This is a genomic window from Marinococcus luteus (assembly GCF_900106595.1).
Classification (GTDB): domain Bacteria; phylum Bacillota; class Bacilli; order Bacillales; family Marinococcaceae; genus Marinococcus; species Marinococcus luteus.
Map to the genome: position 1 here is coordinate 1,038,891 of NZ_FNNC01000001.1, position 11,062 is coordinate 1,049,952.

Here is an 11,062-nt window from a genome sequence, read left to right on the forward strand (position 1 = left end):
TCCCAGTAAATATGCCTGTTACCAGTATATAAGAAAGCACGCGTTTCTACCATGCTTTTCCGGTATTCGTTCTTTTCTCCTTTCCAAAACAAAGCGCCCGCTCCGGTTAAAGAGCAGGCGCTTTTATACAATTTCATTAATTTGCTTGTTTTTCCCTGGCTTGTTGATCCTCAACGTCTTCATAAGGCTTCGTCGCATAGGCAATTTCGGACTCAAGCTCTTCAGTGTAGGCTTTAGTTTCTTCCTCGGACCAGTTCAACGATTTTTTCATAAATGCCGTTACCGGTTCTTTCCAGCGCTTCAGCTCCGGCATATCAAAGAATAGGAAGGCCGTTCTTCTGTTCAGGAAGTCAAGCGGCGTAACTGCCATTTCATACTCGAGCGCGTACAACAGCCGTGCAGCAAGCTTTAACGGCATACCGCTGTTTTTCGCTTCTTCAAGGTTTTCTTCGAGCAGCTCGAGCATTTTCAGTCCGTTCGCCCCGTAGAAGCGGAACAGGTCTTCTGTTTCATCTCTGGTCATCCCAAGTGCTTCGCCGCGGTATGCTTCTTTAACGGCAAAGGTTTCATAGCCGGAAGACCCTCCCACTTCCCCGCCGGAAAGCCGGATATCCTGCGTCGGGCACGGAGCGTGGATATTCATCTTATCAACTACTACGTCGACAATCCGCTCTGCCATTTTGCGGTAGCCGGTCAGTTTACCGCCTGCAATGGAGATCAGTCCTGAATCGGAAATGAAAATTTCATCTTTACGGGAAATTTCAGAGGCTGATTTTCCTTCCTCCTGAATGAGCGGGCGGATGCCGGACCAGCTCGATTCTACATCCTCTGCTTTCAGCTTCAGGGTTGGGAATTCATAATTCGTTACTTCTAAAATATAGTCGCGGTCTTCCCGGGACACGCGCGGTTCTTCCAGATTTGCTCCGTAATCCGTATCTGTCGTTCCTACGTACGCTTTATTACCCCTTGGAATGGCAAAGATCATCCTTCCGTCCGGAGCGTCAAAATACGTAGCCTGGCGGAGTGGGAAGCGGCTGAGATCGAACACAAGATGAATCCCTTTTGTATGATGCAGGAGTTTGCCTTTATTGGATCCGTCTACTTTTCTCAGCGTGTCTACCCAAGGGCCAGCAGCGTTAACCACATGATCCGCATAAATGCGGTGGGTTTCGTTATTGATCAAGTCTTTCACTTCCACACCAACCAGCTTGCCGTTATCATATAAAAGATCAGTTGCCTTGGCATAGTTAACGGCGTCTGCGCCGAGTTCCACAGCTTTTTTCATTGCTTCGAGGGTCAGTCTTGCGTCGTCCGTACGGTATTCAACATAGACGCCCCCGCCGAGAAGATTTTCTTCACGGAGCAGCGGTTCTTTTTCCATCGTTCTTTTTTTGTTGAGCATGTAACGGCGCTCGTGCTTGTTTACCTGGGCCAGACGGTCGTATACCTGCAGGCCGAATGAGGTCGAGGTTTTTCCAAGGTTTCCGCCTTTTACGATTGGGAGAAGCATCCACTCCGGCTCGGTCACGTGAGGCGCATTTTCATACACAATGGCCCGCTCTCTGCCTACCTCGGCCACAAGTTTAATTTCAAACTGTTCAAGATAACGAAGTCCCCCGTGTACAAGCTTTGTGGAACGGCTGGATGTACCTGCTGCAAAGTCCTGCATTTCAATGCAGGCCGTGTTAAGGCCACGGGCTGTGGCGTCCAATGTAATGCCCGCTCCGGTAATGCCGCCTCCGATAACGAGCACGTCGAGGTGGGTCTCTGTCATATTTTTCAAACGCTCTTTACGTGATAGTGCTGAAAAATGCTGTTCTGCCATTCATTTCATCCCCTTTAAAATATCAGAGAGTAAAAAAGACCGCAGATCTCCTCTTCTAGGGTGAAGGGTATCTGCGGTCTCTCTGCATCTCCGACCATTTATTAACTTAACCTAATTGTAATCGCTCTTTCATTCAAATGCAACCGATATGTTTACTTAAACGCCCGTGCTGCATCAACCGCTTTTTGCCACCCTGCATAATGTTCTTCCCGCTTTTCATCTTCCATATGCACATCAAACGATTTTTCGAGCTCCCATTTATCCATAAGCTCTTCTTTGTTTTTCCAAAAGCCTGTAGCAAGGCCTGCAAGATAAGCCGCCCCAAGTGCCGTAGTTTCCAATACGTACGGGCGCTCCACACGGACTTCAGCCATATCGCACTGAAACTGCATGAGGAAGTTGTTCGGCACAACGCCGCCGTCGACACGTAATGTTTTCACTTCCATGCCTGCATCCTCTCTCATGACATCAAGCACGTCTTTCGTCTGATACGCGAGCGCTTCAAGGGTCGCCCGGATAAAATGTTCTTTTTCGGTGCCGCGGGTAAGGCCAAAAACTGCTCCCCGCACTTCACTGTCCCAATAGGGCGCTCCAAGTCCGGTAAAGGCAGGAACAACATACACACCCTCACTGTCGTTCACACGCAGCGCATAGGTTTCAGAAGCAGAGGAAGAGTCAATCAGGCGCATGCCGTCCTTCAGCCACTGCACAGCTGATCCTGCCACAAAAATACTTCCTTCAAGCGCATATTTCACTTTTCCGTCGATCCCCCATGCGATGGTGGTAAGCAGTCCATTGTCAGAATGAATCGGTGTCTCTCCTGTCTGCATCAGCATAAAGCAGCCGGTCCCGTAAGTATTTTTTACCATGCCCTCATCAAAGCATGTCTGTCCAAACAACGCTGCATGCTGGTCACCGGCAGCCGAAGCGATTGGTATTTCTTCGCCGAAAAAGTGGTAATCCACTGTGTAGCCATATATTTCCGACGAGGACTTCACCTCAGGAAGCATCGCCTCAGGGATACCTAGCATTTGCAGAAGCTCCTGGTCCCAGGTTAGATCATAAATGTTAAACATCATCGTCCGTGAAGCATTGGAATAATCCGTTACGTGAGCTTTTCCGCCGGTTAATCTCCAGATCAGCCACGTATCGATCGTACCAAACAACAGGTCTCCCTGTTCCGCTTTTTCTTTTGTTCCCTCAATATTATCGAAAATCCATTTTACTTTCGTCCCCGAAAAGTAAGGATCAAGCAGCAGGCCCGTTTTGCTTCTTACCATTTCTTCATATCCCTGCTGCTTTAATTCTTCACAGATAGAGGCGGTCTGCCGGGACTGCCATACTAATGCGTGATACACCGGTTTTCCTGTGTGCTTATCCCAAACCACTGTAGTTTCACGTTGGTTTGTAATACCGAGGCCGCTGATCTGCTTCGGAGAGACTTCATTGTTTTCAAGCACGCCAGCAATGCAGCCGAGCACCCCGGACCAGATTTCATTGGCATTGTGCTCCACCCAGCCGGCGCGGGGGAAATACTGCTCCAATTTACGCTGTTCGCTGCCTACAATCTGGCCTTCCTGATCAAACAATATAGCTCTTGAGCTGGTTGTTCCCTGGTCAATTGCGAGAATGTATTTCTTTTCAGTCATCGTTGTTTCCTCCACTTATCTTTTCTCTATTTTGGCCACAGTGATTTTTCCGTCGTTGATATGGCCGACGCCCCTGCGTTCCAGGCAGCAGTAACTTCTTCCTGCGAACGAATCAGACCGCCTGCGATGACAGGTACATTTTTGTTTTCTGCTACATCCTTAATCATAGACGGTACAATACCCGGCAGAAGCTCTACCATGTCCGGTTTAATGTCTTCAAGCAGCTTATAGCTTGTTTCAAGTGCCAGTGAATCCAGTAAAAACAAGCGCTGCACCGTAATAAGATTGTTTTTTTTAGCAGTTGTAAGAATCTGTCGGCGGGTGCTGATTAACCCGTCCGGACGTATATTTTGACATAAAAACTGGGCCGCGGAATCATCGTGGGCGAGTCCCTGGACCAGATCTGCATGCAAAAGCACTTTTTTATCTGCCCGTTTGCTTAACTGAATCAGGCTTTTAAGCTTCGCCAGATGTACGTTCAAAATGACTACGTACTGCCCGGAGGTTTTGAGCGCTTTTTCAAACTCCCTCTCATTACGGGCTGCTGGCAGAATTTTTTGGCCGGTAAGCATATCTTTCCCCCTTTATCTGTCTTTCGTGTTCAGGCTTTTTAAATTACGACTGCTTTTGGCTGTGCTATACTTTACACAAATACAAAAAATACTATACAGGTGATGGACGGTGTTCGCAATGACCCAGCAATATGAGACAAAAAATCAAGAACTCGCAACCTTTGCCGGCGGCTGCTTTTGGTGCATGGTGCAGCCATTTGACGAGCTCCCCGGCATTATATCCATTACGTCCGGCTATACCGGCGGCAGCGTCGCGTACCCTTCGTACGAGCAGGTAAAAGCCGGAACAACAGGTCACCGGGAAGCAGTTCAGATTGAGTTTGACCCTGCACTGTTCTCCTATCAGCAGCTGCTCGATCTATACTGGCCTCAAATTGATCCGACAGACCCCCATGGTCAATTCCATGATCGCGGCCCTCAATATCAGACGGCCATTTTCTACCATACCGAAGACCAGCGCCGGCTGGCGGAAGCATCGAGGCAGCGGATAGAAGAAAGCGGCCGGTTCCGTCAACCCGTGGTAACGGAGATCAGGCCGGCGGAGCCTTTTTACCCGGCTGAAGACTCCCACCAGGACTTTTATAAAAAAGAACGGGAAGCCTATAAAAAAGACCGTGCCCTCTCCGGCCGGGATGAATTTATTGAAACTCACTGGGACAGCTCTCCCGGAAATTAACAAATATCACCCATAAAAAGAGCTTCAGCAGGCAGCACCTGCTGAAGCTCTTTTTATGGACTGAAGGTGAAATCATCGAGCGGCCAGTATCTGATACTCGCTTCCCCGACAATCTGATCCTCCTCTACAAAACCGACAGCTCCGGCTCTGCTGTCTTCACTGCGAGGGCGGTTGTCGCCCATTACAAAATAGCTGTCTTCCGGCACAGTTGTTTCGCCGGTCACTCCTTCGAGCGTAAAATTCTGGGTGAACTCCCCGCTCGTTTGATTTTGATATTCTTCTAAATACGGCTCTTCCTGAACTTCTCCATTAATGTATAACGTATCGTCCCTATACTCCACCGTATCCCCTGGAAGACCAATCACTCTTTTAATATAGTCACTGTTTTCATTTGCATGAAAAACGATGATATCTGAGCGTTCGGGTTCCGAAAAGGCGTATCCGATCTTGTTAATAATCATCCGCTGTCCGTCTTCCACTGTCGGAAGCATGGAAGGACCGCTGACAACATAGTTGGCAAACAAGAAGCCGCGCACAATGACGACGATTAAAACGACGACGACGATTACTTTAATCCAATCCCATATTTCTTTTGACCAATTCGTCATTACCGACTTCCTCCGTTTCTATCTGCCTTTTTACTTTAGCACGGTTTCTGCAGGCGGGCAATCCGGAAATTCCCGCAGTTTAGAGGCATTATATCATATTTTTCCGGATACTTTCTTTTCCTTTTAAACCTTAAAGCTCTCTTTGTCGATATAATAAATATCCTTAAGTGAAGGAATTATACACATGAGAAAACTTTTAGGACTTCTTACGAAAAAAGCGGACAGCCTTAGCCGTCCGCTTTTTTATACTGGCAAACTATGTAGAAAACTATTGTACAGCCGCAAACCGGCGTACCCTGTACCAAAAATGAAAAGCCCCCAGAAAGATAGATGCAGAAACAAAAAACCAGCCACTCCGGCAAAACGAAGGGAACGAGCGAGGCGGATGATCAAATAGACAAAGGACACAAGCGTCGCTCCTATGAAAAGCCCTCCGAGTACATAAAGATGAGAAGTAAGGAACAGCGACACGCCCCCTGCCATTAAATAAATTCATGCACAGCTCTGAAGATAGGAGCGGGTACCCCCTTTTTCTTCACTCAGAAAAAATAAGAGTGACAACCCAAACATCGTATATGCTGCTGCGACCAAATGCCAAAGGATAAACAAAAAAATAAAATGCCAAGAATCGGAAAATGGCTGGTTAAATAGGCATTTCTCATCACAAGGCCCCGGGGTTAGCTGGCATGGACTACGCGAAATTGACGGATCTGGTTACCGGTAGCAGCACTCTCTCTTTTCTCCTGTCCTCCTGCACGGTGAGAGGACTTAAATGAGTCACTTTCGAGCCAGTTTTCAAAATCTTCCTTGGTTTCCCATTTTGTAAAAACGAGCTGTTTTCCGTCTTCGGTCGTTTCGTCTAAAAACAAAAATTCCAGACAGCCCGGAACCTGGTTCATTTTTTCAGCGCTGGCCCCGAAGCGTTCCTGGATTTGTTCTTTCGCTTCTTCTGGTACCTCGAGTTCATTTATAACAACGTACATCTTGATCCCTCTTTCATTATTGTAATTGTGGAAATGCCTGCTGGCGGAGTGCTTCATATACTAAAATAGCTGCTGTATTAGACAGATTCAAGGAACGGACTTTATCATTCTGGGGTATCCGGATGCACTTTTCCTGATACTCCTCTGTCACATATTCCGGCAGACCGGTGGTTTCACGTCCAAACACAAAAAAATAATCTTTAGCAGGATCTGAATAGTCATGAATGGCATATGACGACGAGCCTACTGTTTCTACAAAGAAAAACTCCGCTTCCGGATACGTGTTCATCCATTCTTCAAGTGAATCATAGTAGTGAATCTGCACATTCGGCCAGTAATCACAGCCGGCCCGCTTCAGCATCCGGTCTTCCGTGGAAAAACCAAGCGGCCTTATCAGGTGCAGGTGGGTATCCGTCCCTGCACATGTTCTTGCAATATTTCCGGTGTTCGCCGGTATTTCTGGTTGAAATAATACTACATGTAAAGCCAAGTCGCTCTCTCCTTCTTTTCCTACCGCGAAACTGCCTGCGCTTTTTCTAATGCGAGCAGCGCTTCTTTTACGTGTATCCCGCTGCCAAAGCCTACCATTTTTCCATCTTTCCCAATGACCCGATGGCACGGAACGATGATCGAGACTGGATTTTTGTTGTTAGCCATTCCCACCGCCCGAAAAGCTTTCGGGGAATCGGCCTCTGCAGCAATTTCTGCATATGACTTCGTTGTTCCATAAGGAATGCTCTGAAGTGCCTGCCACACTTTCTTTTGAAAGGGCGTCCCTCTCATATCGAGCGGTACGGTAAACGTCGTGCGTTCATCTGCCGCATATTCTTCGAGCTCCCGGAAAACTTCATTATGCACGGGGTGCCAATCTGCCCGCAGTTCGCATGAAGCACCAATATGCTTTTTCAGCCAAAGCTTGATCCGGTCTTCATTTTCTTCCACAGAACCGAAGTGCAGCATACAGACACGACCTTCATATAATACTACGGTCACTTCACCGATACCATCGAATACTTGTGATGCAGCCCAAGCCTCCATGAAGACCCTCCTTGTTGCGTTTTCTTCTATTATACTCGTTCCGGGGAGGTTTTATCCAATGCTTTTGTGATCTCTTCAAGCACTTCTGCCTCTTCTTCTCTGCCGTTAGCGCTGTGCAGGGCCTCCATCCCTTCCTGCGTAGGCATTTCTCCCAGAGCCCAGGCACAGGCACCGCGAATGACCGGCCGCGGATCATTGCGGAGCAGCTGTATAATCGTCGGTATCGAGGATTTTTCTTTCATGTGGCCGAGGGCAATCAGTGCATTACGCTGAATTGGTTTCTTTCCTCTCCAGGAGCCCGCAATATACCCGAATTTTTCTTTGAACTCCCTGTTGGAAATGGTTAATAACGGCTCAAGCAGCGGTTTGACTACTTCCGGGTCGGGTTCGAATTCTGGATGATTATGAAAATCCACGCCTTTATTTTCCGGACAAACCTGCTGACAGGTATCACAGCCGTATAATCTATTGCCCAGTTTATGGCGGTAGCGCTCCGGCAGTGCTTCCTTCGTTTGCGTCAAATAAGCGATACACTTTTTCGCGTCAAGCTGTCCTCCCTGGATCAAAGCATCCGTTGGGCATAAATCCACACAGCGGTTGCACGTGCCGCATTGATCCATCAGCGGCGTATCCTCCGGCAGGTACAGCGTCGTAATCATTTCGCCCAAATAAACATACGAGCCGAACTCAGGGGTAATAATGGCACAGTTTTTGCCGCTCCATCCAATGCCGGCCCGCTCCGCAACCGCCCGGTCCGACAATTCACCGGTATCAACCATGGATTTGCATTCCGCCCCTGGTACCGTTTCTTGTATAAAGGCTTCCAGCTGATTTAATTTATCCCGCAGGACGTCATGGTAGTCTTTTCCCCAGGAGGCCCTGCAAAATTGGCCTCTGCGTGCTCCCGGACGATTTTTTGGTGCCTCCGGAAGCTTCGTCGGATATGCAAGGGCAATAGAGATAATCGTTGTTGCTTCAGTCAGCAGCAGCTCGGGGTGCGTTCTTTTTTCAATGTCGTCTTCTTCAAAGCCGGACTGGTAATTCAGCCGCTGCTGTTCTTTCAGCCTCGCTTTTAAAGTCACAAAAGGAGAAGCGGAGGCGAAGCCTACTTTGTCGATGCCGATAGACTCCGCAAACCCCTGAATCTCCTCTTTTAATTCCTGTGCCGTTCGCATGGACGACCCTCCTTTATAAATCATTTCGCCGGAGTCTGTAAAAGTGATATGATACACTATGAGCCAGAAACAAAGGGGGATATATATGATCAAAGACATTTCTATTTCTTCTTCTATTTTTAAAATTATTCCTTCTTTTCAATGCGGCGTCAACATTTACCGTGACATCGTTATTGATGACTCCCCGGGAATGCTTCGGGGGCGGGTGGACTTCTTTCATAAACAAATCCAGATGGATCTGCTTGATCAGTCTATCTATGACTATACAGGTGTTCGGCAGTGGCAACAAATATTAGAACAGGCAGGACTCATTGACCGGTCTCTCCCGCCTCTTCACGAGCAGCTGTACAAAAACTTACAGGATGGTACCACCATTCCTTCAGAGAATTCTGCTGAGGACCTCGTTCATTTTTTTAACCTGCAGTATGAAACCCCTATTATATTAATTGATGCCGATACTGTCTTTGATTATTTGAAAATCGGCTTTGGCGTTGAGCAGGATCAGCTTAAGCTCACTGAAAACCATGTCCACCCGATGTACGGACAGATTATAGCCAAGGACCGCAAGAAAACATTGGCCTCCTTAAGCGGGCCAAGTCTGTACAGCCGGACCAGCCGTTCAACTACTACAGCAATACAATTAACCTTTATGCGTCCGCAACTCTCCAAAGAGTCTGCTGTTGAACTCACGCAGGCGGTCGGTGACATGTTTACTCAAATACATGGCGGCACCTCAGAAAACCGTCTTCTGCGTGCAGCTTCCCCTATTTGGGAGCTCTCCTGATGATTATAAAAAAAGTCTCTCCTTTTTTGGGAAAGGAAAGACTTTTTCTTTATAATCAGCTTTCGCATTTAAAATCAAACATAAAAATAACGTTTCCCGCTGGAAACGTCTTTCTGACTCGTTAAATGGTAGCGAAGGTGGGACTCGAACCCACACGTCCAGAGGACACTTGATTTTGAGTCAAGCGCGTCTACCGGTTCCGCCACTTCGCCGTTTAACTGAAAAATGGTACCGAGGGCCGGACTCGAACCGGCACGGTTGATGACCAACCGCAGGATTTTAAGTCCTGTGTGTCTACCAATTCCACCACCCCGGCAGGCGATTGCTTCTCTTTAATAATGGAGGCGGTACCCGGATTCGAACCGGGGGATAAGGGTTTTGCAGACCCGTGCCTTACCACTTGGCTATACCGCCATTCCAGAGAATGGCTCAATGTTTATGTTAATAATGGAGCGGAAGACGGGATTCGAACCCGCGACCCCCACCTTGGCAAGGTGGTGTTCTACCACTGAACTACTTCCGCAATTGGCTGGGCTAGCTGGATTCGAACCAGCGCATCACGGGACCAAAACCCGATGCCTTACCGCTTGGCTATAGCCCATTATCCAATATGGGGCGATTGGTGGGAATTGAACCCACGCGTGCCGGAACCACAATCCGGTGCGTTAACCACTTCGCCACAACCGCCATATGAACATAACACATTAAAAATGGCAGGGGTAGTAGGAATCGAACCCACATTGGCGGTTTTGGAGACCGCTGTTTTGCCATTAAACTATACCCCTGTATAAGTGGTGGAGGGGGACGGATTCGAACCGCCGAACCCGAAGGAGCGGATTTACAGTCCGCCGCGTTTGGCCAACTTCGCTACCCCTCCACATATGGTGCCGGCCAGAGGACTTGAACCCCCAACCTACTGATTACAAGTCAGTTGCTCTACCAATTGAGCTAGACCGGCGTTTTTTAAATGGTGGCTCGAGACGGAATCGAACCGCCGACACGAGGATTTTCAGTCCACTGCTCTACCGACTGAGCTATCGAGCCATACTAAATGATTGATTTCGAGTGAAATGTTTACGACTCGAATGAAATTATACCTTATTCATATTGTTTGTCAATATGAATAAAAGTAAAATGGCGGGCCTGACGGGATTTGAACCCGCGATCTCCTGCGTGACAGGCAGGCATGTTAACCACTACACCACAGGCCCTTTTGGTTGCGGGGGACGGATTTGAACCGACGACCTCCGGGTTATGAGCCCGACGAGCTACCAGACTGCTCTACCCCGCGATATATAATATATGGTGGAGGATGACAGGATCGAACTGCCGACCCCCTGCTTGTAAGGCAGGTGCTCTCCCAGCTGAGCTAATCCTCCATAATTGGTGACCCGTACGGGATTCGAACCCGTGTTACCGCCGTGAAAGGGCGGTGTCTTAACCACTTGACCAACGGGCCTTTGAAATAAATATGTATGGCGGAGAGCGAGGGATTCGAACCCTCGAGACGGGAATGCCGCCTACACGATTTCCAATCGTGCTCCTTCGGCCACTCGGACAGCTCTCCAGTGGCTCCGCAGGCAGGATTCGAACCTGCGACCAATCGGTTAACAGCCGATTGCTCTACCACTGAGCTACTGCGGAATATAATAAAAAAGCCCGGCGGCGATCTACTTTCACGGGGGGAGAACCCCCGGCTATCATCAACGCTGAAGAGCTTAACTTCCGTGTTCGGCATGGGAACGGGTGGAT

General features: G+C 48.4%; 11 protein-coding genes, 16 tRNA genes and 1 rRNA gene. 2 read left to right on the top strand and 26 right to left on the bottom strand.

What is annotated here, in order from left to right:
• Window positions 1-136 precede the first annotated feature (136 nt).
• The 3 genes from BLV22_RS05235 to BLV22_RS05245 form a co-directional block, all read right to left on the bottom strand.
• Window positions 137-1,825, bottom strand: a complete 1,689-nt coding sequence (locus BLV22_RS05235) for a glycerol-3-phosphate dehydrogenase/oxidase (protein WP_091612148.1) — start codon at window positions 1,823-1,825, stop codon at window positions 137-139.
• A 152-nt stretch (window positions 1,826-1,977) separates the two neighbouring features.
• Window positions 1,978-3,474, bottom strand: coding sequence for a glycerol kinase GlpK (glpK, locus tag BLV22_RS05240; RefSeq protein WP_091612151.1), 1,497 nt, complete (start codon window positions 3,472-3,474; stop codon window positions 1,978-1,980).
• Window positions 3,475-3,500: 26 nt separating this feature from the next.
• Window positions 3,501-4,046, bottom strand: coding sequence for a glycerol-3-phosphate responsive antiterminator (locus BLV22_RS05245; protein WP_091612153.1), 546 nt, complete (start codon window positions 4,044-4,046; stop codon window positions 3,501-3,503).
• A gap of 118 nt (window positions 4,047-4,164) precedes the next feature.
• Here BLV22_RS05245 and msrA point away from each other — a divergent pair, with 118 nt between their 5' ends.
• Window positions 4,165-4,722: a peptide-methionine (S)-S-oxide reductase MsrA gene (msrA, locus tag BLV22_RS05250; RefSeq protein WP_091612156.1), complete on the top strand. Its 558-nt coding sequence runs from the start codon at window positions 4,165-4,167 to the stop codon at window positions 4,720-4,722.
• A 53-nt stretch (window positions 4,723-4,775) separates the two neighbouring features.
• Here msrA and lepB read toward each other — a convergent pair whose 3' ends face one another.
• From lepB to queG, 6 genes are all read right to left on the bottom strand, one after another.
• Window positions 4,776-5,330: a signal peptidase I gene (gene lepB / locus BLV22_RS05255; RefSeq protein WP_091612160.1), complete on the bottom strand. Its 555-nt coding sequence runs from the start codon at window positions 5,328-5,330 to the stop codon at window positions 4,776-4,778.
• A gap of 243 nt (window positions 5,331-5,573) precedes the next feature.
• Entirely contained in the window at window positions 5,574-5,813 is a 240-nt protein-coding gene (locus tag BLV22_RS15290; protein WP_425433783.1) for a DUF5366 family protein, read from the bottom strand.
• Between the two features lie 194 nt (window positions 5,814-6,007).
• Entirely contained in the window at window positions 6,008-6,313 is a 306-nt protein-coding gene (locus BLV22_RS05260) for an antibiotic biosynthesis monooxygenase family protein (protein WP_091612163.1), read from the bottom strand.
• A gap of 16 nt (window positions 6,314-6,329) precedes the next feature.
• On the bottom strand, window positions 6,330-6,803 hold the full coding sequence (gene trmL, locus BLV22_RS05265; protein ID WP_091612166.1) for a tRNA (uridine(34)/cytosine(34)/5-carboxymethylaminomethyluridine(34)-2'-O)-methyltransferase TrmL: 474 nt from the start codon (window positions 6,801-6,803) through the stop codon (window positions 6,330-6,332).
• Between the two features lie 20 nt (window positions 6,804-6,823).
• Window positions 6,824-7,351, bottom strand: coding sequence for a methylated-DNA--[protein]-cysteine S-methyltransferase (locus tag BLV22_RS05270; RefSeq protein ID WP_091612168.1), 528 nt, complete (start codon window positions 7,349-7,351; stop codon window positions 6,824-6,826).
• 29 nt (window positions 7,352-7,380) lie between these two features.
• On the bottom strand, window positions 7,381-8,526 hold the full coding sequence (gene queG / locus BLV22_RS05275) for a tRNA epoxyqueuosine(34) reductase QueG (protein WP_091612171.1): 1,146 nt from the start codon (window positions 8,524-8,526) through the stop codon (window positions 7,381-7,383).
• Between the two features lie 85 nt (window positions 8,527-8,611).
• Here queG and BLV22_RS05280 point away from each other — a divergent pair, with 85 nt between their 5' ends.
• A complete protein-coding gene (locus BLV22_RS05280) occupies window positions 8,612-9,310 on the top strand; it encodes a hypothetical protein (RefSeq protein WP_091612173.1) in 699 nt (232 codons plus the stop codon).
• A gap of 126 nt (window positions 9,311-9,436) precedes the next feature.
• On the opposite strand, the gene BLV22_RS05285 is transcribed toward BLV22_RS05280, so the two are convergent.
• From BLV22_RS05285 to rrf, 17 genes are all read right to left on the bottom strand, one after another.
• Window positions 9,437-9,522: transfer RNA gene (locus tag BLV22_RS05285), tRNA-Leu, on the bottom strand.
• Between the two features lie 14 nt (window positions 9,523-9,536).
• Window positions 9,537-9,626: transfer RNA gene (locus tag BLV22_RS05290), tRNA-Leu, on the bottom strand.
• Window positions 9,627-9,649: 23 nt separating this feature from the next.
• Window positions 9,650-9,724, bottom strand: a tRNA-Cys gene (locus BLV22_RS05295).
• Window positions 9,725-9,758: 34 nt separating this feature from the next.
• A tRNA-Gly gene (locus tag BLV22_RS05300) sits at window positions 9,759-9,833 on the bottom strand.
• A gap of 3 nt (window positions 9,834-9,836) precedes the next feature.
• A tRNA-Gln gene (locus BLV22_RS05305) sits at window positions 9,837-9,911 on the bottom strand.
• 10 nt (window positions 9,912-9,921) lie between these two features.
• Window positions 9,922-9,997 (bottom strand) — tRNA-His (locus BLV22_RS05310).
• A gap of 24 nt (window positions 9,998-10,021) precedes the next feature.
• Window positions 10,022-10,095: transfer RNA gene (locus tag BLV22_RS05315), tRNA-Trp, on the bottom strand.
• Between the two features lie 7 nt (window positions 10,096-10,102).
• Window positions 10,103-10,187 (bottom strand) — tRNA-Tyr (locus BLV22_RS05320).
• A 5-nt stretch (window positions 10,188-10,192) separates the two neighbouring features.
• Window positions 10,193-10,268: transfer RNA gene (locus BLV22_RS05325), tRNA-Thr, on the bottom strand.
• Between the two features lie 10 nt (window positions 10,269-10,278).
• Window positions 10,279-10,354: transfer RNA gene (locus BLV22_RS05330), tRNA-Phe, on the bottom strand.
• 91 nt (window positions 10,355-10,445) lie between these two features.
• Window positions 10,446-10,521: transfer RNA gene (locus BLV22_RS05335), tRNA-Asp, on the bottom strand.
• A 3-nt stretch (window positions 10,522-10,524) separates the two neighbouring features.
• Window positions 10,525-10,601 (bottom strand) — tRNA-Met (locus tag BLV22_RS05340).
• A gap of 12 nt (window positions 10,602-10,613) precedes the next feature.
• A tRNA-Val gene (locus BLV22_RS05345) sits at window positions 10,614-10,689 on the bottom strand.
• A gap of 5 nt (window positions 10,690-10,694) precedes the next feature.
• A tRNA-Glu gene (locus tag BLV22_RS05350) sits at window positions 10,695-10,769 on the bottom strand.
• A 17-nt stretch (window positions 10,770-10,786) separates the two neighbouring features.
• Window positions 10,787-10,877, bottom strand: a tRNA-Ser gene (locus BLV22_RS05355).
• A gap of 2 nt (window positions 10,878-10,879) precedes the next feature.
• Window positions 10,880-10,954: transfer RNA gene (locus tag BLV22_RS05360), tRNA-Asn, on the bottom strand.
• 13 nt (window positions 10,955-10,967) lie between these two features.
• Window positions 10,968-11,062, bottom strand: a 5S ribosomal RNA gene (gene rrf / locus BLV22_RS05365); the annotation flags it as partial.

What these genes read in the sequence shown, in the direction of transcription:
- BLV22_RS05235 (WP_091612148.1), bottom strand. Translation starts at nt 1,825, where the DNA reads ATGGCAGAACAGCATTTTTCAGCACTATCACGTAAAGAGCGTTTGAAA.
- glpK (WP_091612151.1), bottom strand. Translation starts at nt 3,474, where the DNA reads ATGACTGAAAAGAAATACATTCTCGCAATTGACCAGGGAACAACCAGC.
- BLV22_RS05245 (WP_091612153.1), bottom strand. Translation starts at nt 4,046, where the DNA reads ATGCTTACCGGCCAAAAAATTCTGCCAGCAGCCCGTAATGAGAGGGAG.
- msrA (WP_091612156.1), top strand. Translation starts at nt 4,165, where the DNA reads ATGACCCAGCAATATGAGACAAAAAATCAAGAACTCGCAACCTTTGCC.
- lepB (WP_091612160.1), bottom strand. Translation starts at nt 5,330, where the DNA reads ATGACGAATTGGTCAAAAGAAATATGGGATTGGATTAAAGTAATCGTC.
- BLV22_RS15290 (WP_425433783.1), bottom strand. Translation starts at nt 5,813, where the DNA reads ATGGCAGGGGGCGTGTCGCTGTTCCTTACTTCTCATCTTTATGTACTC.
- BLV22_RS05260 (WP_091612163.1), bottom strand. Translation starts at nt 6,313, where the DNA reads ATGTACGTTGTTATAAATGAACTCGAGGTACCAGAAGAAGCGAAAGAA.
- BLV22_RS05270 (WP_091612168.1), bottom strand. Translation starts at nt 7,351, where the DNA reads ATGGAGGCTTGGGCTGCATCACAAGTATTCGATGGTATCGGTGAAGTG.
- queG (WP_091612171.1), bottom strand. Translation starts at nt 8,526, where the DNA reads ATGCGAACGGCACAGGAATTAAAAGAGGAGATTCAGGGGTTTGCGGAG.
- BLV22_RS05280 (WP_091612173.1), top strand. Translation starts at nt 8,612, where the DNA reads ATGATCAAAGACATTTCTATTTCTTCTTCTATTTTTAAAATTATTCCT.